Origin of the sequence: Actinopolymorpha pittospori (assembly GCF_014873875.1) — a bacterium.
In the GTDB taxonomy this organism is placed as follows: Bacteria; Actinomycetota; Actinomycetes; order Propionibacteriales; family Actinopolymorphaceae; genus Actinopolymorpha; species Actinopolymorpha pittospori.
This window is the reverse complement of the sequence record NZ_JADBEM010000001.1, coordinates 8,164,593-8,189,883: the sequence shown is the minus strand read 5'-3', so window position 1 is coordinate 8,189,883 and position 25,291 is coordinate 8,164,593. Positions and strand designations below refer to the sequence as shown.

The 25,291-nt window shown below is 71.4% G+C and carries 24 protein-coding genes; 15 read left to right on the top strand and 9 right to left on the bottom strand.

The window, feature by feature from the left end; all coding sequences use genetic code 11:
• The first annotated feature begins 59 nt into the window (after positions 1–59).
• Genes sufD through HEB94_RS38055 form a run of 7 tightly spaced genes read left to right on the top strand, consistent with a single transcriptional unit; the run spans position 60 to position 5,431 of the window.
• On the top strand, positions 60–1,418 hold the full coding sequence (gene sufD, locus HEB94_RS38085; protein ID WP_337918202.1) for a Fe-S cluster assembly protein SufD: 1,359 nt from the start codon (positions 60–62) through the stop codon (positions 1,416–1,418).
• A complete protein-coding gene (locus tag HEB94_RS38080) occupies positions 1,415–1,747 on the top strand; it encodes a Rieske 2Fe-2S domain-containing protein (RefSeq protein WP_192754327.1) in 333 nt (110 codons plus the stop codon). Before sufD ends, HEB94_RS38080 begins: the two co-directional genes overlap by 4 nt.
• 26 nt (positions 1,748–1,773) lie before the next feature.
• A complete protein-coding gene (gene sufC, locus HEB94_RS38075) occupies positions 1,774–2,538 on the top strand; it encodes a Fe-S cluster assembly ATPase SufC (protein WP_192754326.1) in 765 nt (254 codons plus the stop codon).
• A gap of 56 nt (positions 2,539–2,594) precedes the next feature.
• Positions 2,595–3,893: a cysteine desulfurase gene (locus HEB94_RS38070; protein ID WP_192756931.1), complete on the top strand. Its 1,299-nt coding sequence runs from the start codon at positions 2,595–2,597 to the stop codon at positions 3,891–3,893.
• Positions 3,894–3,910: 17 nt separating this feature from the next.
• The gene (gene sufU, locus HEB94_RS38065) at positions 3,911–4,435 is read left to right on the top strand and encodes a Fe-S cluster assembly sulfur transfer protein SufU (protein WP_192756930.1); all 525 of its coding nucleotides are present in this window, start codon (positions 3,911–3,913) and stop codon (positions 4,433–4,435) included.
• Positions 4,435–4,758 carry a metal-sulfur cluster assembly factor gene (locus HEB94_RS38060; protein WP_192754325.1) on the top strand — a complete coding sequence of 108 codons (324 nt, stop codon included), beginning with the start codon at positions 4,435–4,437 and terminating at the stop codon, positions 4,756–4,758. The genes sufU and HEB94_RS38060 overlap by 1 nt, the downstream gene beginning before the upstream one ends.
• Entirely contained in the window at positions 4,724–5,431 is a 708-nt protein-coding gene (locus HEB94_RS38055) for an acVLRF1 family peptidyl-tRNA hydrolase (protein WP_337918200.1), read from the top strand. The genes HEB94_RS38060 and HEB94_RS38055 overlap by 35 nt, the downstream gene beginning before the upstream one ends.
• Before the next feature lie 35 nt (positions 5,432–5,466).
• On the opposite strand, the gene HEB94_RS38050 is transcribed toward HEB94_RS38055, so the two are convergent.
• Entirely contained in the window at positions 5,467–6,360 is an 894-nt protein-coding gene (locus tag HEB94_RS38050; RefSeq protein WP_192754324.1) for an LLM class flavin-dependent oxidoreductase, read from the bottom strand.
• Between the two features lie 115 nt (positions 6,361–6,475).
• On the opposite strand from HEB94_RS38050, the gene HEB94_RS38045 reads away from it, so the two are divergent.
• On the top strand, positions 6,476–7,231 hold the full coding sequence (locus HEB94_RS38045) for an AAA family ATPase (RefSeq protein WP_192754323.1): 756 nt from the start codon (positions 6,476–6,478) through the stop codon (positions 7,229–7,231).
• Here the strand turns inward: HEB94_RS38045 and lhgO are convergent.
• Positions 7,160–8,359 (bottom strand): L-2-hydroxyglutarate oxidase, encoded by a 1,200-nt coding sequence (lhgO, locus tag HEB94_RS38040; RefSeq protein WP_337918199.1) that lies wholly within the window; start codon positions 8,357–8,359, stop codon positions 7,160–7,162. The two genes, HEB94_RS38045 and lhgO, sit on opposite strands and share 72 nt — an antisense overlap.
• Positions 8,360–8,424: 65 nt before the next feature.
• The gene (locus tag HEB94_RS38035) at positions 8,425–9,201 is read right to left on the bottom strand and encodes an enoyl-CoA hydratase-related protein (protein WP_192754321.1); all 777 of its coding nucleotides are present in this window, start codon (positions 9,199–9,201) and stop codon (positions 8,425–8,427) included.
• Positions 9,202–9,327: 126 nt separating this feature from the next.
• On the opposite strand from HEB94_RS38035, the gene HEB94_RS53905 reads away from it, so the two are divergent.
• Positions 9,328–10,188, top strand: coding sequence for an IclR family transcriptional regulator (locus tag HEB94_RS53905; RefSeq protein WP_337918198.1), 861 nt, complete (start codon positions 9,328–9,330; stop codon positions 10,186–10,188).
• A 7-nt stretch (positions 10,189–10,195) separates the two neighbouring features.
• Here HEB94_RS53905 and HEB94_RS38025 read toward each other — a convergent pair whose 3' ends face one another.
• From HEB94_RS38025 to HEB94_RS38005, 5 genes are all read right to left on the bottom strand, one after another.
• Positions 10,196–10,813, bottom strand: a complete 618-nt coding sequence (locus HEB94_RS38025; protein WP_192754320.1) for an energy-coupling factor transporter transmembrane component T family protein — start codon at positions 10,811–10,813, stop codon at positions 10,196–10,198.
• Positions 10,810–11,484: an energy-coupling factor ABC transporter ATP-binding protein gene (locus HEB94_RS38020; RefSeq protein ID WP_192754319.1), complete on the bottom strand. Its 675-nt coding sequence runs from the start codon at positions 11,482–11,484 to the stop codon at positions 10,810–10,812. The genes HEB94_RS38025 and HEB94_RS38020 overlap by 4 nt, the downstream gene beginning before the upstream one ends.
• An 18-nt stretch (positions 11,485–11,502) precedes the next feature.
• Positions 11,503–12,810 carry a thiolase family protein gene (locus HEB94_RS38015; RefSeq protein WP_192754318.1) on the bottom strand — a complete coding sequence of 436 codons (1,308 nt, stop codon included), beginning with the start codon at positions 12,808–12,810 and terminating at the stop codon, positions 11,503–11,505.
• Complete coding sequence (locus tag HEB94_RS38010) at positions 12,807–14,102, bottom strand: class I adenylate-forming enzyme family protein (RefSeq protein ID WP_192754317.1); 1,296 nt, start codon at positions 14,100–14,102, stop codon at positions 12,807–12,809. Before HEB94_RS38010 ends, HEB94_RS38015 begins: the two co-directional genes overlap by 4 nt.
• A 62-nt stretch (positions 14,103–14,164) precedes the next feature.
• The gene (locus tag HEB94_RS38005; RefSeq protein WP_192754316.1) at positions 14,165–14,767 is read right to left on the bottom strand and encodes a biotin transporter BioY; all 603 of its coding nucleotides are present in this window, start codon (positions 14,765–14,767) and stop codon (positions 14,165–14,167) included.
• Positions 14,768–15,130: 363 nt separating this feature from the next.
• Here HEB94_RS38005 and HEB94_RS38000 point away from each other — a divergent pair, with 363 nt between their 5' ends.
• The 3 genes from HEB94_RS38000 to HEB94_RS37990 all read left to right on the top strand — a co-directional run bounded on the left by HEB94_RS38000 (position 15,131) and on the right by HEB94_RS37990 (position 19,236).
• Positions 15,131–16,729 carry an ATP-binding cassette domain-containing protein gene (locus HEB94_RS38000; protein ID WP_192754315.1) on the top strand — a complete coding sequence of 533 codons (1,599 nt, stop codon included), beginning with the start codon at positions 15,131–15,133 and terminating at the stop codon, positions 16,727–16,729.
• A gap of 201 nt (positions 16,730–16,930) precedes the next feature.
• Positions 16,931–17,149, top strand: a complete 219-nt coding sequence (locus tag HEB94_RS37995) for a helix-turn-helix domain-containing protein (RefSeq protein WP_192754314.1) — start codon at positions 16,931–16,933, stop codon at positions 17,147–17,149.
• Between the two features lie 206 nt (positions 17,150–17,355).
• Positions 17,356–19,236: an ABC transporter ATP-binding protein gene (locus HEB94_RS37990; RefSeq protein ID WP_192756927.1), complete on the top strand. Its 1,881-nt coding sequence runs from the start codon at positions 17,356–17,358 to the stop codon at positions 19,234–19,236.
• Here HEB94_RS37990 and HEB94_RS37985 read toward each other — a convergent pair.
• A complete protein-coding gene (locus HEB94_RS37985) occupies positions 19,233–19,979 on the bottom strand; it encodes an SDR family oxidoreductase (RefSeq protein ID WP_337918196.1) in 747 nt (248 codons plus the stop codon). The two genes, HEB94_RS37990 and HEB94_RS37985, sit on opposite strands and share 4 nt — an antisense overlap.
• Positions 19,980–20,180: 201 nt before the next feature.
• Between HEB94_RS37985 and HEB94_RS37980 the strand changes: the two genes are divergently transcribed.
• From HEB94_RS37980 to alaS, 3 genes are all read left to right on the top strand, one after another.
• Complete coding sequence (locus HEB94_RS37980) at positions 20,181–20,960, top strand: SIR2 family NAD-dependent protein deacylase (protein WP_192754312.1); 780 nt, start codon at positions 20,181–20,183, stop codon at positions 20,958–20,960.
• Complete coding sequence (locus HEB94_RS37975; protein ID WP_192754311.1) at positions 20,957–22,276, top strand: alpha-L-fucosidase; 1,320 nt, start codon at positions 20,957–20,959, stop codon at positions 22,274–22,276. The genes HEB94_RS37980 and HEB94_RS37975 overlap by 4 nt, the downstream gene beginning before the upstream one ends.
• Before the next feature lie 240 nt (positions 22,277–22,516).
• The gene (alaS, locus tag HEB94_RS37970; protein WP_192754310.1) at positions 22,517–25,228 is read left to right on the top strand and encodes an alanine--tRNA ligase; all 2,712 of its coding nucleotides are present in this window, start codon (positions 22,517–22,519) and stop codon (positions 25,226–25,228) included.
• The last annotated feature ends 63 nt before the right edge of the window (positions 25,229–25,291 follow it).

The window sequence follows — 25,291 nt, the reverse complement described above, 5'->3', positions numbered from 1 at the left end:
GACGCCGCGGATCACCGCGGCGCACCGGCTGGCCGACGCCCAGTTCGTACGACGAGAAGGTGAGAGCGACACCCGACATGCCCGACCACGACCAGATCAGCACCGGCGAGGAGGCGGCGCACGACCGCGCTGCCGTCGCTTCCCAGGTGCTCTCGCCCGACACCGGCGCAGCCGCCGGCCCGCCGGCGACCCCGGCTGCCTCGGCCGCCCAGCCGCACTCCCACGGTGCGGGGGCGGAGTCCAAGCCGGCCTCTCACCTGCACCCGGAAGGCTCCTTCGACCTCGCCGACCACCCGGTCCCGAACGGCCGGGAGGAGGTGTGGCGGTTCACGCCGCTGAAGCGGCTGCGTGGCCTCACCGACAGCTCCGCGGCGGCCACCGGGAAGGTCGTCGTCGACATCGACGCGGCGCCGGACGTCCGGGTCGAGACCGTCGGCCGCGACGACCAGCGGCTCGGCTCGGTCTACTCGCCCGGTGACCGGGTGAGCGCGCAGGCCTGGACGTCGTTCACCTCGGCCACGGTCCTGACCGTGCCCGCCGAGGCGCGGCCGCAGACTCCGACGGTCGTGACGGTCCGCGGCGAGGTGGGTGACGGGGCGAGCTACGGGCACACGTTCGTCGACGTCGAGCCCTACGCCGAGGCCGTGCTCATCCTCGACCACGTGGGTTCGGCGACGTTCGCCGACAACGTCGAGGTCCGCGTCGGTGACGGGGCGAAGGTCACGCTGGTGTCGGTGCAGGACTGGGCCGACGACGCCGTACACGCGGGCCACCAGGCGCTCCGCGTCGGGCGCGACGCCCACGTCAAGCACGTGGTGGTCACCTTCGGCGGCGACCTGGTGCGACTGCAGACCCAGGTGGAGTACGCCGGCCCGGGTGGAGAGGTCGAGGCGCTCGGCCTGTACTTCGCCGACTCCGACCAGCACCTCGAGCACCGGCTCTTCGTCGACCACAACGCCCCGCACACCAAGAGCAACGTCGAGTACAAGGGTGCGTTGCAGGGGAAGGGCGCCCACACCGTCTGGGTCGGCGACGTGCTGATCCGCAAGGTGGCCGAGGGCATCCAGACCTACGAGCACAACCGCAACCTGATGTTGACAGATGGCTGCCGCGCCGACTCCGTGCCGAACCTCGAGATCGAGACCGGCGAGATCGAGGGCGCCGGCCACGCGAGTGCGACCGGACGCTTCGACGACGAGCAGCTGTTCTACCTCCAGGCGCGCGGCATCCCCGTCGACGAGGCGAGGCGGCTGGTCGTGCACGGCTTCTTCGCCGACCTGGTCCGCCACGTCGGCGTCCCTGAGCTGCGCGACCGGTTGATGCGACACGTCGAGGACGAACTCGAGCGCAGCGCCGGCCTGGCGCCCGCGTCCTCGGGCGCCACCGTGGCCGGCAGCACGAGGGAGGTGGGTGCGTGACCGACTACCAGCGCGCCTGTCCGCTGGCCGACCTGCCCGAGACCGGAGCGGTGGGTGTGGTCGTGGACGGGGTGCCCGTCGCGGTCGTGCGCAGCGAGGGCCAGGTGCACGCGATCCACGACGTCTGCTCCCACGCGGAGGTCGCCCTGTCCGAGGGCGACGTCGAGGACGGCGAGATCGAGTGCTGGCTGCACGGTTCGCGCTTCGACCTGACCAGCGGGACGCCCACGGGCCTCCCGGCGACCACACCCGTGCCGGTCTACCCGGTGAAGGTCGACGGAGACGACGTCCTGGTCGACGTCCACCACCCGCTCAACACCACAGACTGACCTGTAGAACTGGAGCCTGAACTTCCGTGAGCACCCTCGAGATTCGCGACCTGCACGTCTCCGTCGAGACCGAGACCGGTCCGAAGGAGATCCTGCGTGGGGTCAACCTGACCGTGAAGTCGGGGGAGACCCACGCCATCATGGGCCCGAACGGCTCGGGCAAGTCGACCCTCGCCTACTCCATCGCCGGCCACCCGAAGTACCAGGTCACCGGCGGGAGCGTCACGCTCGACGGCGAGGACGTCCTCAGCAAGACCGTCGACGAGCGGGCCCGCGCCGGGCTGTTCCTCGCCATGCAGTACCCCGTGGAGGTCGCCGGCGTCTCGGTCGCCAACTTCCTGCGTACGGCGAAGGGCGCGGTCGACGGCCAGGCACCGAACCTGCGCAAGTGGGTCAAGGAGGTCAACGGCGCTCTCGACCAGATGGGCATGGACGCCGACTTCGCCCAGCGCAACGTCAACGAGGGCTTCTCCGGTGGTGAGAAGAAGCGGCACGAGATCGTCCAGCTGGAGCTGCTCGACCCGAAGTTCGCGATCCTCGACGAGACCGACTCCGGCCTCGACATCGACGCGTTGAAGGTCGTCTCCGACGGCGTCAACAGGTTCCACGCCAAGGGTGACAAGGGCGTTCTGCTCATCACTCACTACACCCGCATCCTGCGGTACATCACCCCCGACCACGTGCACGTCTTCGTCGACGGCCGGGTCGCCGAGGAGGGCGGCCCCGAACTCGCGGAGAAGCTGGAGTCCGAGGGGTACGCGAGCTACGTGAAGGCAGGCGCATCTTCGTGACCGCTTCGCCGGGGACGCCTACTCCCACGCCCGCCAAGGGCTGGAAGGGCGCCACCCTGGACGTCGAAAGGATCCGGAAGGACTTCCCGATCCTGGAGCGGGTGCTGCCCGGCGGCCGCCCGCTCGTCTACCTCGACAGCGGGGCCACCTCGCACAAGCCGCGCCAGGTCCTCGACGCCGAGCGCGACTTCTACGAGCAGCACAACGCCGCCGTCCACCGGGGCGCGCACCGGCTCGCCGAGGAGGCGACCGACCTCTACGAGTCGGCGCGGGCGCGCATCGCGGCCTTCGTCGGCGCGGAGGCGGGCGAGGTGGTCTTCACCAAGAACGCCACCGAGGGCATCAACCTCGTCGCCTACGCGATGAGCAACGCCAGCACGGCCGGCCCGGAGGCCGAACGCTTCCGGATCGGACCAGGCGACGAGGTCGTCGTCACCGAGATGGAGCACCACGCCAACCTCGTGCCGTGGCAGATGCTGTGCCAGCGTACGGGCGCGACGCTGCGCTGGTTCGGGATCACCGACGACGGTCGGCTGGACCTGTCCGAGATCGACACGTTGATCAACGAGCGGACCAAGCTGGTGGCACTCACCCAGCAGTCCAACGTGCTCGGAACGGTCAACCCGCTCGACCTGATCGTTCCGCGGGCGCACGCGATGGGCGCGCTGGTCGTGGTCGACGCGGCCCAGTCGGTTCCGCACCAGCCGGTCGACTTCGCGCGGCTCGACGTCGACTTCCTCGTCTTCTCCGGCCACAAGATGCTGGGACCGACGGGCGTCGGCGTCCTTGTCGGGCGGCGTGAGCTGTTGGAGGCGATGCCGCCGTTCCTGACCGGCGGATCCATGATCGAGGTCGTCCGGATGGAGGGAACGACGTTCGCTCCGCCGCCGCAGCGGTTCGAGGCGGGCGTGCCCAACATCGCGCAGGTGGTCGGCCTCGGTGCCGCGGTCGACTATCTGACCGCCGTCGGCATGGAAGCCGTGGCGGCGCACGAGCACGACCTCACGGCCTACGCGCTGGAGCGGCTGTCCTCGATCTCCGGGGTCCGCGTGATCGGACCGCCGACCGCCGAGGCACGTGGCGGCGCGGTGTCGTTCGTCGTCGAGGAGATCCACCCCCACGACGTGGGACAGGTGCTCGACGAACTCGGGATCGCGGTCCGTGTGGGCCATCACTGTGCCTGGCCGATCGTGCGTCGGTTCAAGATTCCGGCGACGACCAGGGCGACGTTCTACCTGTACAACACCCGGGCCGAGATCGACGTGCTGGCCGAGGGGATCGAACAGGTCAAGCGTTTCTTCGGAGTCACCGGAGGGGCCGCGGGTGCGTACCCTGACGGGACCGGGACAAGCTGAGGGCGGTGGCTGACCTGATGCAGGTCGAAGCGTTGTACCAGGACATCATCCTGGACCACTACAAGAACCCGCACGGCAAGGGCCTGCGGGATCCGTTCGAGGCCGAGGTCTACCACGTCAACCCGACCTGCGGCGACGAGGTGACCCTGCGCGTCCACCTGGTCGGTGCGGGCGAGGATGCCCGGGTCGAGGACGTGTCGTACGAAAGCATGGGCTGCTCGATCAGCCAGGCGGCCACGTCGGTCATGCACGACCTGCTGCTGGGCAAGAGCGTCAAGGAAGCCTTGCATCTGCACGACGAGTTCCTCGCCCTCATGCAGTCCAAGGGGCAGGCCGAGCCCGACGAGGACGTACTCGAGGACGGCATCGCGTTCGCGGGCGTCTCGAAGTACCCCGCCCGGATCAAGTGCGCGCTGCTGTCCTGGATGGCCTGGAAGGACGCGACGCTGCAGGCGCAGGCACGGGGTGACGGCGAGGTGTCCTCCAACGATGGAGCGGCCGAGTCCGCGCAGGACCACCGCAACGAGAAGGGAGTCGGCTGATGGCCGACGCTGTGAAGACGAGTGAGGACGACCTCCTCGAGGCGCTGAAGGACGTCGTCGACCCCGAACTGGGCATCAACGTCGTCGACCTCGGTCTCGTCTACGGCGTGGTGTTGGACGAAGACAACGTCGCCACCATCGACATGACCCTCACCTCCGCCGCCTGCCCGCTCACCGACGTGATCGAGGACCAGACGCAGGTCGCCCTCGACGGGATCGTGGAGGCCTTCCGGATCAACTGGGTCTGGATGCCGCCGTGGGGGCCGGACAAGATCACCGACGAAGGCCGTGAGCAGCTCCGTGCCCTCGGCTTCAACGTCTGAGCCGGAGCGCACGGAGCGGGACCTGACGGTCGGGCCGGAACGGCTCGACCGTTGGCTTGCCGGCTTCTTCGAGCGGCATGGCGGCGCCGCCGAGGTGGGCGAGCACACCGGAGGCGACGCCGTGCGAGCGAGCGCGGAGACGGTGACGTTCGTCGCCGCCGACGGCGCCCGGGCCGAGTGCACCGTGCCCTTCCCGCCGTTGCGGGCGAATCCCGCGCTGCCCGACGCCGGTCTGGTCGGCCACGCCACCCGTGACCGGCGCGTCGGGGTGCTGTTGGTCCGGATGGGTGGCTACGCCGCGGGTGTCTTCGTCGGGCGGCGACTCGAGGTGTCGAAGGTCGGCGCACGCCTGGTGCAGGGCCGTACCGCGGCTGGCGGCTGGTCCCAGCAGCGCTTCGCCCGGCGCCGCGAGAAGCAGGCCCGCGAAGCCTTCGAGGCCGCGGCGGACGTGGTGGCGCGCGTACTCCTGCCGCACGCGGCCGACCTCGACGCGATGGTGGTCGGCGGCGACCGGCGAGCCGTGGCGCAGGTGCTCGAGGACGCCCGGCTCGCTCCGCTACGGACGCTGGTCACCGGCCCACACCTGCACGTGCCCGACCCGAAGCTGGCCGTGCTCCGGAACACCCCGGAGGAGTTCCGCGCGGTGCGGATCAGGCTGACCCAGCCAGCCTGAGCAGGTGGGCCGAGTGCGTTCGTCCGCGCGGCTGCTCAGGCACCCGCGCGGTAGCGGGCGTAGCCGTCCGCGATCACGCTCACTGTCGCCGCGTCGGACGGGTCCGGTCGGCAGATGAGCTCCGAGACTCCCTCCGCCGCCCAGGCGGCGAACGCGGCCGCGATCCGCGCCGGGTCGGCGGGGACGACGCGCTGGTCGCCTTCGTCGTCCCCCGACGGCGTGCCGACCAGGATGCCCGCGGTGCGCGCCAGGGTGGCCGGGTCGCGGTCGATCTTGCGGCACGCCTCGTCGAGCGCGGCGTTGGCCTCCCGGAAGCGGTCGTTCGGCAGGCCGTACCACGCTAGGTTCCAGACGTCGGCGTACTGCGCGGTCAGGTCCAGCATCCGCGGCCGGACACCGGCGACGAGGATCGGCGGCACGGGACGGTCGGGACGCTCCCGCACCGGCGCGTTCTCCACCTGGTGATACTCACCGCGCAGCGTGGCCCGGCCCTCGCGGAGCATCGTGGCGATGATCTCGAGCGCTTCGGAGAACCGCCCGACCCGGTGGTCGAAGGGCAGGTGGAACGCGTCGAACTCGGGCTGGTGCCAGCCGGCGCCGAGGCCGAGAACCAGCCGCCCGCCGCTGACCTCCTGCAGGGAGTCGGCCATCCGGGCGAGGACGCCCGCGGGCCGGAACGCCGTGCACAGGACGAGCGCCCCGAGGCTCACGGTCGAGGTGGCCTCCGCCAGCGCGCTGAGGACGGTCCATGCCTCCCACGGGGAGCTGCCCGCGTCCTCGACCGAGTCGCCGAGTAGATGGTCGTAGACCCAGACCGCGTCCAGGCCGGCGGACTCCGCGTGGACCGCGAGGTCTCGGATGTCGGAGTAGCCGCGCGGCACGCCGGGCTCGACCTCGTCACCGATCGGGAGCATCACACCTACGCGCACGCCCGTCTCCTCTCGCCGTCCCCGGGCAGGTTCCCGGAGTCCCGCGGCAGGGTATCGGGTGGGATGTCGGCGTGCCCAGTGGAACGCCGGTCGCGTTCCCCGACGTTGAATGCGCATGATTCAGGAGCACGTGGCCGTGGCTCGTGGCTTCGCCGACCTGCGTGGCTCCGCCGTCGACGAGCTGCGCTTTCCCGCGCATGCCCTGGTGCTCCTCATCGGCGTCCCGGGCGCCGGGAAGACCACGTTGTTGCGCCGGCTGTACGCCGACGGTGCCCGCCCGACCCTGCCACCACGCACGGGTGGCATCCAGATCCTCGACTCCGAGCAGACGCGTGCCGCGTGGCGGACAGTGCTCCAGCCGGTGCCGTACCGGTTCTGGCGCCCGCTCGTCCACGCCTCCCACTACGTGCGGCTGTGGGCGGCGATCCGGCGGGGAGGCCCCGTCCTCGCCCACGACTGCGGCACCCGCCCGTTGGTGCGCCGGCTCGCCGGTCGTTGGGCGGGCCGACACGGCCTGGAAGTACACCTGCTGCTGCTCGACGTCTCACCCGAGCAGGCCCGGGCTGGGCAGCTGGCCCGGGGGCGGTCGATTCCGCCGGGCCGCTTCGACCTGCACTGCCGCCGCTGGTCCGCGTTGTTGGACGAGGCGGCGCAGAGGCCCGACCTGTTGGTGCCCGGCGCGCGGTCCGCCCTGGTGCTGGACCGGCGTACGGCGGACCAGTTGCGGTCGGTGCGGTTCGGCCCCGAGCCCGGTGCTGGCCCAGCCGACCGCGGTTCGGCCGACCGCGGTTCGGCCGACTCAGCTCCCACCGAACCGCAGCGGCCGGTCGAGCGCCAGGTCGACGATGTGCTCGGCGATCGCGAGGGATGACGTGGCCCCGGGCGAGGGGGCGTTGCGGACGCACACCACGGGTCCGCGCCGGTGGATACGGAAGTCGTCGACCAGGACGCCGTCCCGGTCGAGGGCCTGGGCGCGGATCCCGGCCGGCCCCGGCAGGACGTCCTCGGGCCGGAGGACAGGCACGTAGCGCTGGACCGCCGCCACGAACGCCCGGTGGCTGAACGAGCTCCGCAGTTGGGTGAGCCCGGTCCGCCAGTGCTGGCGCGCGAACGCGCGGAAGCCCGGGTGCAGGAGAGTCGAGCGCACCTGTGGCCACGACGCCGTACCCCTCGCGTATCCCTCGCGGGCGAGGGCGAGGACCGCGTTCGGCCCGACCATGACCTCGCCGTCGACGCGCGGGGTCAGGTGGACACCCAGAAAGGGGAACCGCGGGTCGGGGACGGGGTAGACGAGGCCGTGTACCAGCGAGCGGCGTTCGGGCCGTAGCAGGTGATACTCGCCCCGGAACGGCACGATCACCGGATCGGGCTCGTCGCCGGCGAGGACCGACACCTGGTCGGCCTGCAGTCCCGCGCAGACGACCACCAGGTCGAACGCCGCGTCGTACCCGTGCGCCCCCGTCACCACCACCTCGGCACCGCGGTGGCGGAACCCCGTGACCTCGACGCCGGTCCGTACACTCGCGCCGGCGGCCGTCGCGTCGGCCGCGAGCGCTCCGGTGACCCGCACGAAGTCGACGATGGCCGTCGTGGGGGAGTGCAGCCCCGCGACGCCGTGCGCGTGCGGCTCGATCCGCCGGATCCCGTCCGCGTCCAGCAGCCGGATGCCAGGCACGCCGTTGGCGACCGCGCGGTCGCGGATCTCGAGCAGGCGTCGGCGTTCGACCTCGTCGAGAGCCACGAGCACCTGGCCGCACTCGACGTAGGGGACGTCGTGGGCGGCGCACAGGTCTCGCAGGAGTCCCACGCCGCGCCGGCACAGCAGCGCCTTCAGCGATCCCGGCGGGTAGTAGAGCCCGGCGTGGACGACGCCGCTGTTGTGGCCGGTCTGGTGCCGGGCGAGTTCGGGCTCCTTCTCCAGGACGGTGACGCTCGCCGTGGGCTCGACCTGCAGCAACCGCCGGGCGACGGCGACGCCGAGAATGCCACCTCCGACCACGGCGCACCGACGCGTCCTCCCGGGACCCGCGCCGGCGGGCGTCACGTGTCGGTCCCCTGCGTTCGTCAGTCGAAGTGGGGTTCGCGCTTGTCGAGGAACGCGCGCACGCCCTCGGCGTAGTCGGCGGTGTCGAAGGAGGAGTTGCGCAGATCCGTCGTGAACTCGTCCTCGGCGATCTGGCCCGCGACGATCCTGTTGACGATCTGCTTGGCGGCCCGGACGCTGTACTGCGCCCGCGTGGTGAGCAGCCGCGCGAAGTCGTAGGTGTGCGCCTCGAGGTTCTCGACGGGCTGCAGGTCGTCGAGGAGACCGAGGCGGTGGGCTTCGTGCGCGTCCATCTGCTCACCGGACATGAGGATCCACTTGGCCCGCGAGGGACCGACCAGATCGACGAGCCGCCTGGTGGAGTCGAGGCTGTAGACGAGCCCGAGCTTGGCCGGGGTGATGGCCATCCGGGTGCGGGTGTCGCCGAAGCGGAGGTCGGCGGCGAGAGCGAGGCCGCAGCCGCCACCGATGCAGTAGCCGTGGATCATCGCGATCGTGGGCTTGGTGAGGTCTCGGAGGGCCTGCTCAGCCACCGCCACGTCATCGTTGTAGACCCGCGCGCTCGCGGCGTCGCCGCGCACCTCCTCGAACTCCGCGATGTCGGCGCCGGAGGCGAAGGCCCGCCGTCCCGCGCCACGGAGCACGACCACCTTGAGCGTGTCGTCGGCGTCGAGTTCGGCGAGGACGGTCGGGAGTTCCCTGAACATGTCGAGGGTGATCGCGTTGTGACGCTCCGGCCGGTTCAGGGTGAGCGTCGCCACCGCGCCGGAACGGCTGAGCAGCAGCTGGTCGGTCACCGGACGGCCTCGATCGTGGCCCGAAGAGGCGGTGTAACCCTGCGCAGCATCGCCAGTGGTTCCTTACGTGAATGCCACCAAGTGGGATAATCTCTCGCAATTCGAAACCCTAGGCACAGGGGAAGGGTGAGGTCAACGAATCCCCAGGATCCGCACCACGAGCCGCCTGACCTCGCCGAACGTCGCCGCGGCGTTCAGTCCATCGACCGCGCCGTCGCCATCCTGCGGTGTTTCGACGCCCTGCACCCCGAGCTCGGAATCAGCGACATCTCCCGGCAGACCGGGCTGTCGACCAGTACGACCCACCGCCTGCTCAGTGCGCTGCAGGACAACGGCGTCGTCCGCCAGACCCGCGAACGCCGCTACGCCCTCGGTCCGCTGCTGATGCGGCTCGCCCGCGGCGGAGTTCTGCCCTCCGCCGTGCACGAGGTGGCCCGGCCGACCATGACCAGACTGCGCGACGAGGTCGACGAGACGATCGGCCTGCATGTTCTCCTGCCGACCCAGGAGCGGGCGGTCATCGACCAGGTGGAGACCCGGCAGCCACTGCGCCGCACCTACACCGAGTTCGGCGTTCCCATCCCGTTGCCGCTCGGTGCTCCCGGCAAGGTCCTGCTCGCCCACCTCGCGCACGACGTCCAGGAGGTGGTGCTCGCCCGGCCCATCCCGGCCGCCACCCCGACCACGCCGACCGACCCGGACCTTCTGCGCAAGCAACTCGCCGACATCCGGGCGGGCAACGTCGCGTTCTCCTTCTCCGAACGCATCGCCGGGATCCGCACGATCGCCTCGGCGATCTTCGACGCGGCCGACCTCCCGGTCGCCTCGATCAGCATCTCCGCGCCGACCAGCCGGATGCCCGAGGAGCGCATGGAGCGGATGGCTCCGCTGCTCGCCGCCGCCGCGTGGAGCGTCTCCCAGGGTCTCGGCGCCACCCGTGAGGGTGTGCGGGCCCAGGTTCTGGCGGCGAGTCCCGCACCCTCCTGAGCGGCGATCAGTCGTCGAGCCCCCGGGCCGAGAGCGCCTCGCCGATGGCGTCCGCCTTCTTCAGCAGCCGGATGACGAGGGGGACGACGAGGGCGACCGGGCTGCGTTCGAGGCCGCGGGCGCGTTGGGCCTCCCGGGTCTCGGCGTACGTCTGCGCGACCATCGGCACACAGCGGACCGTGAGGGCGAGCACGAGGGCGACCCGGGACGGGCTGACGCCGATCCGACGCAGTGGGCCAAGCGCCACCTCGAACGCGTCCAGCATCGCCGACACCCGGGTCGTCAGGGTCACCAGTGCAGCCAGGGAGACGAGCACCACCAACTGGCCGACCACCATGAACGCGCGGTGCTGGCCCGCCGTCACCCACTGGAAGACCAGCAGGGGAAGGGCGAACCAGCAGACGGGCAGCAGCTGGGCGAGCCAGACCCGCCACGGCAGCCCCGCCAGGGCCGCGGCGGCCAGGGTGGCGCCGAAGACCATGCCGAGGGTGGTGACCGCGGTGATCCGCAGGACACCCACCGCGAGCAACGCCAGCCCGGCGAGCTTCGCGCCGGCCGGGGCGCGGTGCAGCAGCGAAGCGCCCGGTTGGTAGAGCCCCAGTGCCGGAGTCAACGCTCCGCTCATGCCAGCAGCTCCTCGTAGGCGGCGACCGCGCTGGCCGGATCGGTGTCGGCGACGAGCCGGCCCTCGTGCAGGACGAGTACCCGGTCGAACCCGGTCAGGAGCTGGAGGTGGTGGGTGACGAGGATCACCTGTTGCCGCAGCTTGGCGAGGAGTTGGGTGACCATCCGCGCGTTGCGCAGGTCGAGCAGGGTGGTGGGCTCGTCGCACACCAGCGTCGCCGGCTCGGTGACGAGGACGCCCGCCAGCGCGAGGAGCTGGGTCTGGCCGCCGGAGAGCAGGTGCGCGGGATGGTCGGCGTACTCCGCGAGTCCGTAGGCGCGCAAGGCCTCCTCCACCCGACGGGCGATCTCCTCCCGCGGCAGGCCCGAGCGGCGCAGCCCGAAGGCGACGTCCTCGCCGACCGTGGGCATCACGACCTGGGCGTCGGGGTCAGTGAAGACGAAGCCGACGCGGCGGCGTACCTCCCGGCCGGCCGTTCGCGTGTCGAAGCCGTCCACGAGGACCTGCCCCTCGGTAGGAACCACCAGGCCGTTGAGCAGGCGCGCGAAGGTGGACTTGCCCGAGCCGTTGGCGCCGACCACGCCGATACGCCGTTCGGACAGGCGCAGGTCGAGACGGGAGAGGACGACGCGGGAGCCGTACTGGTGGGTGACGTCCCGGAGTTCGATCATGGTCTGGTCACTGCTCGATCACTGCTCGTTCTCCGGAGTCGGTCCCGTGCCCGGCGTATCGCCGGGTGTGTCAGTGCCTGGTTCTGGGCCTGGTTCTGGGCCTGGTTCTGGGCCGGGTCCTGGGCCGACCCGCGTCACGAGCGCCGCGAGGCCCATGCCGCCACCGATGGCGACGGCGGCGAGGCCGAGGGCGGGTCCGTCCGCGCGGACCATCCGGGAGAACAGGCGGACGAGCAGGACGGCTCCGCTCGCGCCCCACGGATGGCCGAGGGCCAGGGCGCCGCCTTCGGGGCAGATCCGCACAGGATCGAGGTCGAGGGCGTCGGCGCAGGCGAGGACCTGGCCGGCGAAAGCCTCGACGAACTCGATCGCGCCCACGTCGTCGAGGCCGAGGTCGTTTCGAGCCAGCAGCGCGCGGACCGCGGGTACGGGACCGAGTCCGGGTCGGGCGGGATCGGATCCGGCGCACTCCCAGTCGAGGAGCCGCAGCCCCGGCCAGCCGTGCCGGGCCCGCACGCGTTCGGAGACGACGGCGACGGCGGCCGCGCCGTCGTTGACGCCGCAGGAGTTGCCCGCGGTGACGGTCCCGCCCTCCGTCTCGGGGACGAACGCCGGAGGCAGCCGCGAGAGCCGGCGCACGTCCAGCCCGGCGCGGGGACGCTCGTCGTGGTCGAGTCCGTCCAGCGGAACGAGTTCGTCGGCGAAGGCCTTCGCCTCCGTCGCCGCGATCGCCCGGGCGTGGCTGCGGGCGGCGTAGGCGTCCTGACGGGCCCGGCTGACCCCGGCCTCCCGGGCCACCAGGTCAGCGGCCTCGCCCATCTCCGGGTCGGCGTAGGGCGGGGGAGCGAACGGCGCGCGTTCGTAGACGCGGGGCTCCTCGCCCTCGGTGGTCGGCCGCCAGGCCCGGATCGGCGCGGTGGACGCGCTTTCCACCCCGCCGGCGAGGTACAGGTCGCCGCGGCGCGCACGGACCTGGCTGGCGGCCAGCGTCACGGCCTCCAGCCCACTTCCGCACTGGCGGTCGACCGTCACGCCGGGCACACGAGTCCCGAGACCGGCCGCCAGCGCCGCGACCCGGGCGAGGTTGCCGCCAGGTCCCATCGTGTTGCCCAGGAGTACGTCGGCCACCTGGTCGGAATCGACGCCGAGGTCGGCGAGCAGAGCGCTGAGGACGGGCGCGGCGAGCCGCTCGGCGGAACGCTGGGCCAGGCCGTGTCCGGCGGTCGCGATCGGCGTCCGCCGCGCCGCGACGATCACAGGTTCGAAGGGGTCGGTCGTCGGGGGGTGCCAGTCGGCGCCCGCGTTCTGGTGAGTTCCCGCGCTCATGCGAGCACCCGGGCCCCGAGCGAGCCGTCCCGCAGCCCGGCACCGACGAGGGCTCGGGCGACCTTGCCGCTGCCGGTGCGCGGAAGCTGGTCCACGGCGTACCAGACGCGGGGACGCTGCGCGGGGGGAAGTTGCTCGGTCGCCGTGGAACGCAGGACGGGCAGCGACAGTGGGTGGTCGGGTCGGACCTCGACGACCGCGACGACGACCTGACCGAGGCGTGGGTGTGGCGAGCCGACGACAGCGACGTCCTGGACACCGGGCGCCGTGCGCAGAACGCCCTCGACCGCCTCCGGCGCGATCGTGGCACCACCGCTCGTGATCGCCGCGTCGCCCCTACCGAGAACGGTCAACGTGCCGTCGTCATGGCGTACGCCGTGGTCGCCGACGCCGGCGAAGCCCTCGGCGTCCTGGTCGACGCCGAGCGCGAGGTAGGGACTCCGCGCCCAGATCGCGCCGTCCCGCACGTCGACCTCCACCTCGGGGAAGACGCGGAGCCGGCCCGGCGCCAGCCCAGGCCGGCGGATGGCGACGAAGGAGAGTTCGGCGGCGCCGTAGTAGTCGATGACCTGCACCCCCGCCGAGCGCGCGGCGGATTCCACCGGCTGGTCCAGGTGCGCGCCGGCGCACACCGCCACCCGGAGTCGGCTGGCCGCGGGGTCGATCCGCTCGATGAGGCTGGCCAGCATCGTGGGCACCAGGTGGACGGCCGTGGTGGACGCGGCCGCCTCGGCGGCGAGGCCCAGTGACCAGGTCGGCAGCAGATGCACCGCGGCACCCATCGTCAGCGCGTGCAGCGCGCCGTAGAGGAAGAGACTGCCGGACAGCCGACCGGGGATGAGCACCGTGTCGTCGGCGCCGATGCCGGTGAGGGCGGAGAAGGTCGGAAAGCTGAACGTCCAGGAACGCCGGGTGCGCGCGATCGGGTGCGGCAGCCCCGTACTCCCGGAACTGAACACCACCAGCGACGCGGCCTTGCCGTGTTGGTCGACCAGCGCACGGGCGGCGGTGACGGCGGCGTCGGCGACCGCGTCGGGCCAGGCCGGCTCGGTGACGATGGCGGCGGCGCCGAGGAGGTCGGCGGCGACCAGCGAGACGAGGACGGCGCTCGGATCCTCCTCGGCGCAGACCACGCCCTGACCGGCGACCACCCCGGAGTCGGCGAGTGCCTCCGCCCGTCGTCGCGCACGCTCGCCCAACTCACCGAAACTGACCGGACCACAGGGGCCGACCACGGCGGGCCGATCGGGATCGGCGGCCGCGCGTCTCATCACGTCTCGGGAGATGGGCATCGTGGCGAACGGTACCTCTCCCCGGCCTGGACAGGTCCCTCCTGCCCAGGTCGGGGAGGCGCTCAGCGGCCGGATCGGATCCGGCTGGGGGGCTCCGTGCGGTCGGAGCCGAGGGTCGGGTAGCCCGCGTGCACCCCCTTGGCGATGACGGTCGCCACCACCGCCTTGATCAGGTCGCCCGGCAGGAACACGGCGGAGGCCACGAGCGTCGCGACCACGCCGGAGGTGTCGGTACGCCAGGCCTGGACCGGGATGCCGATGGCGTACACGACGGCGATCCCGCCGACGATGTTGGCGATCAGGCCGACCGGGACCGTGTAGCGCGGCAGCATCTTCTCCGTCAGCCAGCCGGTGACCCAGGCACCCAACGGGAATCCCACGAAGTAGCCGGCGGAGGCGCTGGCCAGGACGGCGAGCCCACCCCGTCCACCGGCCAGCAGGGGAAGTCCGGCAAGGACGAGGGCGCAGAACGTGAGCACCGCGAGCAGGCCCCGCTTCGCGCCGAGGATCGCTCCGCACAGCATGATGCCGAGGCTCTGTGCGGTGATGGGGACGGCGTTGCCGAACAGGGAGAACGACCCGGGCAGGCCGAGTACGGCGATGAGGGCGGCGAACAGCGCGATCAGCGCGAGGTCCCTGGTAGGCAGGCGGCGGGCTGGCGGCATGGGGGAGAACTCCGTTCCGGTACTGCGGGGGGCCGTGTCCGTGCGGGCCGTTTTCGAGGGTATGCGCCACCTCGTCACCTCCGACGATGGCCACCACGCCAACGTCTGTGCGTCCCTCTTGGCCTGATCCCACAACTCGGCCTGATCTCACAACTCGGCCTGGTCCCAGGACCGCGACGCCCGGGCTCGCGAGGGGACCGGTGAGGAGTCGCGACACGCACGAGACAAAGCACCCGTCCGAGCCCACTTCGGCGCTCGTGGGTGATCCCCTCTACACTGGGCGCATGCTCATCCGGACTGCATGACTGGACACTCCGCTGCCCTTGTGTCCCCTGTGTCCGATCGACTCCGGAGAGTTTCCTCGTGATCACCGCCAGCAATCTCGAACTCCGCGCAGGCGCCCGTCTTCTGCTGTCCGACCTGTCGTTCCGTGTCTCCGCCGGCGACAAGGTTGGACTCGTCGGCCGTAACGGGGCCGGCAAGACCACCCTCACCCGCGTCCTCGCCGGTGAGGGTCAGCCGGCCGCCGGCAGCGTCGCCCACGCTGGTTCGGTGGGCTACCTTCCCCAGGACCCGCGCACCGGCGACCTCGACGTCACCGCCCGCAACCGGGTCCTCTCCGCACGAGACCTCGACCAGGTGGTCGGTGACCTGCGTGCCGCCGAAGTCGAGATGGCCTCGGTGGGCGGCGACCGCCGCGACAAGGCGATGCGGAAGTACGCCCGGGCAGAGGAGGAGTTCCTCGCCAGGGGCGGCTACGCGGCCGAGTCGGAGGCCGCGCAGGTCACAGCCAGCCTTGGCCTGCCCGACCGGGTTCTCGCCCAGCCCCTGCGCACCCTCTCCGGCGGTCAGCGCCGCCGTGTCGAGCTCGCCCGGATCCTGTTCTCCGGAGCCGACACACTGCTGCTCGACGAGCCGACCAACCACCTCGACGCCGACTCCATCGGATGGCTGCGGGAGTTCCTGCGTGCGTTCAAGGGCGGTCTGGTCGTCATCAGCCACGACGTCGGCCTGCTCGAGGCGACCGTCAACCGGGTCTTCCACCTCGACGCCAACCGCGCCGAACTCGACGTCTACAACATCGGCTGGCGTGCCTACCTCGCCCAGCGGGAGACCGACGACCGGCGACGCAAGCGCGAACGCTCCAACGCCGAGCGCAAGGCCAACGCCCTGATGGCCCAGGCGGACAAGATGCGGGCGAAGGCCACCAAGGCGGTCGCCGCGAAGAACATGGCGCGCCGCGCCGACCGACTGATGTCCGGTCTGGAGGCCGAACGCCAGGCCGACCGGGTCGCCAAGATCCGGTTGCCCGAACCCGCTCCGTGCGGCAAGACGCCGTTGACGGCCTCGGAGCTGTCGAAGTCCTATGGGTCGCTCGAGGTCTTCACCGACGTCGACCTGGCGATCGACAAGGGCAGTCGGGTCGTCATTCTCGGCCTGAACGGTGCCGGCAAGACGACCCTGCTGCGGGTGCTGTCGGGTGTCGAGCAGGCGGACACCGGCCAGGTCGAACCCGGTCACGGGCTCAGGCTCGGCTACTACGCGCAGGAACACGAGACGCTCGACACGGAGCGCACCGTCCGGGAGAACATGCTCGCGGAGGCCCCCCACCTCACCGACACCGAGGCGCGGCGGGTGCTGGGCTCGTTCCTGTTCACCGGCGACGACGTGGACAAGCCGGCGGGCGTTCTCTCCGGTGGGGAGAAGACCCGGCTCGCCCTGGCCCGGCTGGTCTGCTCCAGCGCGAACGTGCTGTTGCTGGACGAGCCGACCAACAACCTCGACCCGGTGTCCCGTCAGGAGATCCTCGGAGCGATCCGTTCCTACAAGGGCGCCATCGTCCTCGTCACCCACGACGAGGGTGCGGTGGAGGCTCTGGAGCCGGAGCGTGTCCTGCTCCTGCCCGACGGCGTCGAGGATCTCTGGAACGCCGACTATGCGGACCTTGTCTCGCTTGCCTGATTTCCGGATTTTCACCGGATAGTGGTGGGATTCGTTGCCGTAACGAGATCTCGCTGATTTTTCGTTGGCAACATCACCGATCTTTCGCCGGTTGCCGCGCATGGGTCGGCGGATCTTGGGGCATTGGTGAGTTGATCGAAGGCTTCGGCTCCCGTTCAGGTGAGCCGAACGCGACCATCAACTCGTCAGTGGGAGGCAGGCGTGGTCGAGACCCTGAAGAAAGGCGTCCGGGTCACCGGTACGCAGCGTGACAAGCTCGCCGCAGACCTGAGAAGGAAGTACGACGGCGGGAAAAGCATCCGCACCATCGCCGCGGAGACCGGGCGATCCTACGGATTCGTGCACCGGCTCCTGAGCGAGTCCGGTGTGAGACTCCGGAGTAGAGGCGGGGCCACCCGGGCCAAGAAGGCGCGTCCATAAGGCCGCCGAGGTACGTATCTGGAGTTCCAGGGGCTCTAGGTTCCTAGAGCCCTGGGGGCGCGGGGGTCTCCAGGGCAGGCGGGCCGGTTCACCATGACAACGAAGAGACGAACCCCCCGGTCGGGAAGACGTTCCCCGGCCGGGGGGTTCCGTTGCGCAGGAGACTCTCCTTGAGTCTGCAGGGCGGCTTCGGTGGCTGGGGCGCGATGCGCTCGTTCACCCGGGACCGGTCGGCGACCAGGCAACACCTCGCGCCCGGCACCACGAAGCGGATCGTCTCCTTCGCGCGCCCGTACACGTCGTTCGTGGTCACCCTCACGGCTCTGCTCGCCGTCGACGCCGCACTCGGCGCGACCACCCCCCTGCTGTTCCGCGAGATCATCAACCACGGCGTTCTCGGCAGGGACGCCGTGCGCGTCGTCACCCTGGCACTGGTGGTCGGTGGGATCGCAGTCGTGACGGCGGGTCTCGGCCTGGTCGAGCGGTACTGCGGATCCCGGATCGGCGAGGGCCTCATCTTCGACATGCGCTCCCAGGTCTTCGCCCATCTTCAGCGGATGCCGCTCGCGTTCTTCACCCGCACCCAGACCGGGGCGCTGGTGTCCCGACTCAACAACGACGTCCTCGGCGCCCAGCAGGCGTTCACCTCCACGCTGTCCAACGTCGTCAGCAATCTGTTGACCGCCGTCTTCACCCTCGCCGCGATGGTCGTGCTCTCCTGGCGGATCACCCTCGTCGCGCTGGTCATGCTGCCGCTGTTCCTCCTTCCGGCCCGGTGGGTCGGTCGCAGGCTGCAGGCCATCACCCGAGAGTCCTACGACCTGAACGCGCAGATGAACGCCATGCTGACCGAACGGCTCGGCGTCTCCGGCGCACTGCTGGTCAAGCTGTTCGGCCGGCACGAGCGGGAGGACCAGGCCTTCCAGGGGCGGGCGGCGCGCGTCCGTGACATCGGCGTCACCCAGGCGATGTACAGCCGGGTCTTCTTCCTGCTCCTGGTGGCCTCGCTGTCGGTCGCGCTGGTCTATGGATGGGGCGGTCTGCAGGCCGTGGCCGGGACCCTCAGCGTCGGCAGCCTGGTGGCGTTGACCGCCTACCTGACCCGCCTGTACGGACCCCTCACCGCCCTGTCCAACGTGCACGTCGATGTCATGACGGCCCTGGTGAGCTTCGAGCGGGTCTTCGAGGTGCTCGACCTCGAGCCGCTCGTGAGGGAGCACCCGGACGCGCGGGACCTGCCGGACGACGCGCCCGCGAGCGTGGAGTTCGACCGGGTGACCTTCTCCTACCCGCGTGCCGAGGAGGTCTCGCTCGCGTCCCTGGAGACCGTCGCGGTACTGGACCAGACCACGCCCGCGCAGGTGCTCCACGAGGTGTCGGCGCGCGCGGAGGCGGGCCGACTGGTCGCGCTGGTCGGTCCGTCCGGCGCCGGAAAGACCACGATGACCAACCTGGTCACCCGGATGTACGACGTGACGGGCGGCGCCATCCGGATCGGCGGCATCGATGTCCGCGACCTGTCTCTCACGTCCCTGCGTGACGCGATCGGTGTGGTGACCCAGGACCCGCACATGTTCCATGACACGATCCGGGCCAACCTGCGCTATGCCAGACCCGACGCCACCGACGAGGAGATCGTCCAGGCACTGCGGGCCGCCCAGATCTGGAGTCTCGTCGAGAGGCTCGGCGACGGGCTGGACACGGTGGTGGGCGAACGCGGTTACCGGCTCTCCGGTGGGGAGAAGCAGCGCCTCGCGATCGCCCGGTTGCTACTCAAGGCGCCCCGCGTCGTCATCCTCGACGAGGCGACCGCCCACCTGGACTCCGAGTCGGAGGTGGCGGTGCAGAAGGCGCTCGCCACCGCGCTGCGCGGGCGTACGTCCCTCGTCATCGCGCACCGGCTCTCGACCGTCCGCGACGCGGACCTCATCGTGGTGCTCGACGGCGGTCGGGTCGCCGAGACCGGTGCCCACGAGGAGCTCCTGGCGCGGGCCGGGTTGTACGCCGAGCTGTACCGGACGCAGTTCCGCCCACAGCAGGAGGCGGAGGGAAGCCCGGCGGACAGCCGCCGGGGTCCAGGATCCTAGATGGCGCGCAGCGCTCCACCGTCGACGGCGACAGTGGTACCGGTCATGTACGACGCGACCGGCGACAGGATGAAGGCGGCCACCCGGCCGAACTCGGGCGGTGACCCGTAACGCCGCATCGGGATCTCGGCCTCCCGGCGACGCCGGTATGCCTCGGGATCGGCGTTGTGCGCGGCGATCTCCCGGGTGCGTTCGGTGTCGAAGCTTCCCGGTAGGAGGCCGTTGACCCGGACACCGGCCGGCCCGAGCTCGTCGGCGAGGGTCTTGGCCAGGCCGGCGAGGCCGGGCCGCAGACCGTTGGAGATGGCGAGCCCGGGGATGGGCGAGCGGACGGAACTCGACAGGACGAACGCGATGGAGCCGCCGTCCCGACAGGCGGCCGCGACCGCGCGGGCGAGCCGTAGTCCGCCCATGAAGACCGAGTCGAACGCGGCGCGCCAGTGTTCCTCGGGGGAGTCGAGCGCGGAGCCCGGTGCCGGTCCACCGACGCTGATCAGCGCGCCGTCGAGGCGTCCCCACTTGGCCATCGCCGTCGCGACGAGGCGTTCGGCGGCGGCGGGTTCGGCGTTGTCAGCCGCCACCCCGACAGCACGCGCGGTGCCGAGGCTCGCGGCGGCGCGTTGGACGCCGTCCTCGCCCCGCGCCGAGATCACGACGTAGGCGCCTTCGGCCACCAGGACCTCGGCGGTAGCCCGGCCTAACCCTCTACTTGCTCCACTGAGAAGGAACACTCGGTCCCGCACGCCAAGATCCACGCTGCCTCATCTTTCCCCATGGTGGTCACGCTGCGCATGCGGACACGACTGCCCTTCCGACATTTACTGACGTCTCGTGCGGCCGGTTGCGAACATCGTCGCAGTGCGATGGATCCTCGAAGGGTAATCGCCGTCCGATGGCGACGGGCGGTCGAGGGGCGGCCGCCGAACTCGCGTACGGTCGGTGTCATGTCCGACCAACTCGGCGAGCAGGGCTCCCGGGTCAGCGCCTGGCTGCGCGCGGCCAAGGCAGTCACTGTACTCACCGGAGCCGGGATCTCGACGGATTCTGGTATCCCCGACTTTCGTGGCCCGAACGGCGTGTGGACCCGCGACCCGTCGGCCGAACGGCTGTCGACCCTGCAGGACTATCTCGCCGACCCGCTGGTCCGCGTCGAATCGTGGCAACGACGCCGGGAGCACCCGGCGTGGACCGCGTCGCCGAACGCCGGCCACCAGGCCCTGGTGCGGCTCGAGGACGCCGGGATCGTACGAGCGATCATCACCCAGAACATCGACGGCCTGCACCAGCGAGCCGGGTCACGGCAGGTCATCGAGATTCACGGCACGGTGTGGTGGGCCGTCTGTGTGTCCTGCGACCTGCGTACCCCGATGCGGGAGGTGCTGGCCCGGGTGGAGGCCGGCGAGGCGGACCCCCTGTGCCCACACTGCGGCGGCATCCAGAAGTCCGCGACGATCTCCTTCGGCCAGGCTCTGGACCGGCAGGTCCTCGCCGCGGCCGAACGGGCCGCCGCCGGCTGCGACCTGATGCTCGCGGTCGGCACGTCGCTCCAGGTGCATCCGGCGGCGGGACTCTGCGACGTCGCGCGGCGGTGCGGCGCCCGCCTGGTCGTCGTCAACGCCCAGCCGACGCCCTACGACGAGGTGGCCTCGGCTGTCCTCCACGAACCCATCGGCGAAGTGCTCCCGCGCCTCGCCGACGCCGCCACCCGCCAGGAGGCAGGATGACCAGCGACGACCCGACGACACCGGCCTCCCATCGCCCCACGGCCGAACAGCTCGCCTGGCAGCGGGCCGGCTTCGGGATGTTCTGCCACTTCGGCGTCAACACCTTCCACGACAAGGAGTGGAGCGACGGGACGCTTCCCGCCGCGGGCTTCGCGCCCTCGGACCTGGACGCCCGGCAGTGGGCGGCGACCGCGGTCGACGCGGGCATGAAGTACGTCGTTCTCACGGCCAAGCACCACGACGGCTTCTGTCTCTGGCCGACCGATACCACCGACTACTCGGTCCGTTCGTCCCTGTGGCGCTCGGGCCGCGGCGACGTGGTCGAGGAGTTGGCGCTGGCCTGTCAGGACGCCGGTCTCGGTCTCGGGCTCTATCTGTCTCCCTGGGACCGGAACGCGCGCTGCTACGACGATCCGGCGGCCTACGACGACTTCTACGTACGGCAGCTCACGGAGTTGTGCACGAGGTACGGCCCGCTGTTCGAGGTGTGGTTCGACGGGGCGGGCTCGGAGGGTCGGGTCTATGACTGGAACCGCATCATGGGCGTCGTCCAGGAGCACCAGCCGGGCGCGATGGTCTTCAACATGGGGCGGCCGACGATCCGCTGGGTGGGCAACGAGGACGGTCTGGCCGCAGATCCCTGCACCTACGTCGTCGACGCGACGCGAGGCGACACCGACGGCGGTGACCGGACCTGGCTCGCCGGTGGACGCTACCTCCCGCCGGAGTGCGACGTCGCGATCCGGCGGCACTGGTTCTGGCAGTCCGACGACCTCGACACCCTGAAGAGCCTGGAACACCTGCTCGCCATCTACTACCGCTCCGTCGGCCTCGGTGCGGGTCTGCTGCTCAACGTTCCGCCGGATCGGCGCGGGCTCCTCGACGACCACGACCGCGTGCGGTTGGAGGGGTTGGGGCGGGAGCTGCGCCGCCGGTTCGGGTCCGGCCACGCCGGCAGCTGCACGGCCGAGTCCGGCGGCGAGGCCGTCCGCGTGCGCTTCGACGGCCCGACCACCTTCGACCACCTGATGCTGTCGGAGGACCTCACGGACGGCCAGCACGTGAGCGGCCACGAGGTGGTCGTGGACGGTGTCGTGGTCGCGTCGGGAGGGACCGTCGGCGTCCGCCGGATCCACGCGTTCGCGCCGGTCAGCGCGGAGCGGATCGAGATCCGGCTGCGTGGCGCCGGCGCCCGCCTCGCCTGCGTGACCGCGCACCACACCGGGCGGTCGGAGGCTCCCTCCCTGGAGGAGCAGCCGGCGTTCCGTGCCGACAAGGTCGACTCCGTGGACTCCGTGGACGAGCCCGCGCACTGAAACCCGGTGGTGCGGTTCCGTCGAGGCCCGGCATACTGGCCCGGACGACGAATCCGTGAAGGAGACGCGACTCATGTCGGTGGGACAGCGAGCTACGTGCGCCGAGCCGGGCGCCGAGATCCGTCACCACTGACCCCTCTGCCGGCCCCCTCGGTCCGGCTCGGCGTGTGCAGTGACAGCTGCGATCCCTGTCATCGCAGTGACCTCCTGTCCGCGACGCCGTTCCGCTGAGAGGCTCCCGTGCGCTCCGTCGACATCCGTCGTACCTTCCTCGACTTCTTCCGACAGCACGGCCACCTGGTCGTGCCGTCCTCCTCCCTGATCCCCGACGACGCCACCATGCTGCTCACCACCGCCGGCATGGTGCAGTTCAAGCCGTACTTCCTGGGCACGTCCGCGCCGCCGCGGGCGCGGCTGACCTCGGCGCAGAAATGCGTCCGCACCGGTGACATCGAAAGCGTCGGGCGTACCGACCGGCACACGACGTTCTTCGAGATGCTCGGCAACTTCTCCTTCGGCGACTACGGCCCCAGCGAAGTGGTGCCGTGGGCGTATGAGCTCCTCACCGAGCATCTCGGCATGGACCCGGACCGGCTGTGGGCGACGGTCTACCGTGACGACGACGAGACCCCGGCGCTGTGGCAGGAGCTGGGCATCCCGGCCGAACGCATCCAGCGGCTGGGCATGGCCGACAACTTCTGGTCCACCCGCGGGCCTGGTCCGTGCGGGCCGTGCTCGGAGATCTTCTACGATCGCGGGCCGGAGTTCGGGCGCGAGGGCGGCCCGGCCATCGACACCGACCGGTACCTCGAGGTGTGGAACCTCGTCTTCATGCGGCACATCCGCGGTGCGGGTCCCGAGCTGGAGGACTACCCCCTGATCGGTGACCTGCCCCAATCCTGCGTCGAGTCCGGCCTGGGCGTCGAGCGGGCGGCGGTGGTCCTACAGGACGTCCCCCACATCCACCGCACCGACGCGCTGCTGCCCGTCCTGGAGCGGTTGGCGCGGCACGTCGGTCTCGACGGACCCGACGAGCTGGACGGCGCCGACCGTGAGCTGTCCGCGCGCGTGGTCGTCGACCATGTGCGGGCGGCAGCGTTCCTGCTCGCCGACGGGGTGCTTCCGGCGCACGACGGTCGCGGATACGTCCTGCGGCGGCTGATCCGCCGCGCGGTCCGGCACACGCGGCTGCTCGGCGCGACCGAGCCGGTCCTCGCCGACCTCGGCGGCGACGTGATCGACTCGCACGAGGAGGCGTGGCCCGAGCTCACCGGCCAGCGGGACCTGGTCCGCCAGGCGCTCGCGCACGAGGAGGACGCGTTCGACCGCACGCTGGCGCAGGGCACGAGGCTGCTCGACACGGCGATCCGGCGTACTCGCGAGCGCCGCGAACCCACGCTGTCCGGCCGGACGGCGTTCGAACTGCACGACACCTACGGCTTCCCGGTCGACCTCACGGTCGAGGTCGCGCAGGAGGCCGGTCTCGACGTCGACACCGAACGCTTCGCGACGCTGATGGACGCGCAACGACGACGGGCGCAGCGTGCGCGGGCGCCCCGGGAGGCGGACTCCGGTCGGGACGACACGTACCGGCGCCTCGTCACCCGGCACGGCCCGACCAGCTTCGTCGGCTATGCCCACTCCACCGCGGAGGGCACCGTGCTCGGGCTGGTGCGAGACGGCCTCGAGGTGGTCTCGGCGAGCGAGGGTGAACGCGTCGAACTCCTCCTCGACCGCACCCCGATGTACGCCGAGTCCGGCGGCCAGGTGGGCGACACGGGCATCGTGCGGACGGCGTCGGGCGCGGAGGTGCGCGTGCTCGACACCCAGCGTGGCGGGGACGGGCTGCACGTCCACGCCGTCGAGGTGACGCGGGGGGCGATCGGCGTCGGCGAACTCGTCCAGAGCGTCGTCGACCAGGACCGGCGGGAGGCCACCGCCCGCTCGCACAGTTCCACTCATGTGCTGCACGCGGTGCTCCGCTCGACGCTCGGCGACCACGCGCGCCAGCAGGGATCGCTGGTGGCGCCCGGGCGACTGCGGTTCGACTTCGCCCACTTCGGCGCGCTCGACTCCGAGGTGCTCGCGAGGATCCAGGAGGACGTCAACCAGCGCCTGCTCGCCGACCCGGAGGTACGCGTGTGGGAGGCGAGCCGGGCGGAGGCGCAGACCGCGGGTGCGATCGCGTTGTTCGGCGAGACCTACGGCGAGGTCGTCCGGGTGGTCGACATCGGTGACTTCTCCCGCGAGCTGTGTGGCGGAACCCACGTCGCGCACGGGAGCTCCGCGGGCCCGGTGCGGATCGTCGCGGAGGGCTCGGTCGGGTCCGGCGTACGGCGGATCGAGGCGCTGACCGGGCTCGACGCGTTGCGCTACGCCGACCACGAACGCCGGTTGCTCGAGCAGGTCGAGGCGTTGCTCGGCGACAGCCCGACCGACCAGGTTCTCGACCGGCTCCGGAACCGGCTCGGTGCGTTGGCGGACGCGGAGCGGGAACTCGCGGAGTCGCGCCGGGTCGAGCTCGCGTCGTGGGCGCGGGAACTCGCGGGGAGGCGCCGGGACGTCCCGGGCGGCTGGCTGGTCGCGGTGCGCGTCGACGGGTCCGACGGCGGCGGGGGTGGGAGCGAGCGACGCCGGGCCGGTGGAGCGGAGCTACGGGAGTTGGTCGAGGCGGTCCTCGCGGCCGGGCCGGGCGAACGGCCCGGCGGAGTGGTCCTTGGTCGGGTCCACGACGGCAAGGCCCAGCTCGTCCTCGTCGTCAACGAGCCGTTGGCGCGAACCGGCGTACGAGCGCGTGACCTGCTCACGCCGGCGGGCCGCGGCATCGGCGGGGGTGCGGGCGGGGTCGGGCGGCTCGCGCACGCGGGTGGTCGTGACGCCGAACGGCTCGACGCGGCGCTCGCACTCGCGGCCGAAGAGCTCGCGTCCAGCATCGCCGATCCCCGCCGGTGAAGCTCGGCCGTTGAAGCTCGGTCGTTGAAGCTCGGCCGGTGCGAGGGAGGACCGGGCCGCCGC

Bases quoted from the DNA above. Each gene is read 5' to 3' on its own strand.
- sufU (WP_192756930.1), top strand. From the start codon at position 3,911: ATGCAGGTCGAAGCGTTGTACCAGGACATCATCCTGGACCACTACAAG.
- HEB94_RS38060 (WP_192754325.1), top strand. From the start codon at position 4,435: ATGGCCGACGCTGTGAAGACGAGTGAGGACGACCTCCTCGAGGCGCTG.
- HEB94_RS38045 (WP_192754323.1), top strand. From the start codon at position 6,476: ATGATTCAGGAGCACGTGGCCGTGGCTCGTGGCTTCGCCGACCTGCGT.
- HEB94_RS38025 (WP_192754320.1), bottom strand. From the start codon at position 10,813: ATGAGCGGAGCGTTGACTCCGGCACTGGGGCTCTACCAACCGGGCGCT.
- HEB94_RS38020 (WP_192754319.1), bottom strand. From the start codon at position 11,484: ATGATCGAACTCCGGGACGTCACCCACCAGTACGGCTCCCGCGTCGTC.
- HEB94_RS38015 (WP_192754318.1), bottom strand. From the start codon at position 12,810: ATGAGCGCGGGAACTCACCAGAACGCGGGCGCCGACTGGCACCCCCCG.
- HEB94_RS38010 (WP_192754317.1), bottom strand. From the start codon at position 14,102: ATGCCCATCTCCCGAGACGTGATGAGACGCGCGGCCGCCGATCCCGAT.
- HEB94_RS38005 (WP_192754316.1), bottom strand. From the start codon at position 14,767: ATGCCGCCAGCCCGCCGCCTGCCTACCAGGGACCTCGCGCTGATCGCG.
- HEB94_RS37990 (WP_192756927.1), top strand. From the start codon at position 17,356: ATGCGCTCGTTCACCCGGGACCGGTCGGCGACCAGGCAACACCTCGCG.
- HEB94_RS37980 (WP_192754312.1), top strand. From the start codon at position 20,181: ATGTCCGACCAACTCGGCGAGCAGGGCTCCCGGGTCAGCGCCTGGCTG.
- HEB94_RS37975 (WP_192754311.1), top strand. From the start codon at position 20,957: ATGACCAGCGACGACCCGACGACACCGGCCTCCCATCGCCCCACGGCC.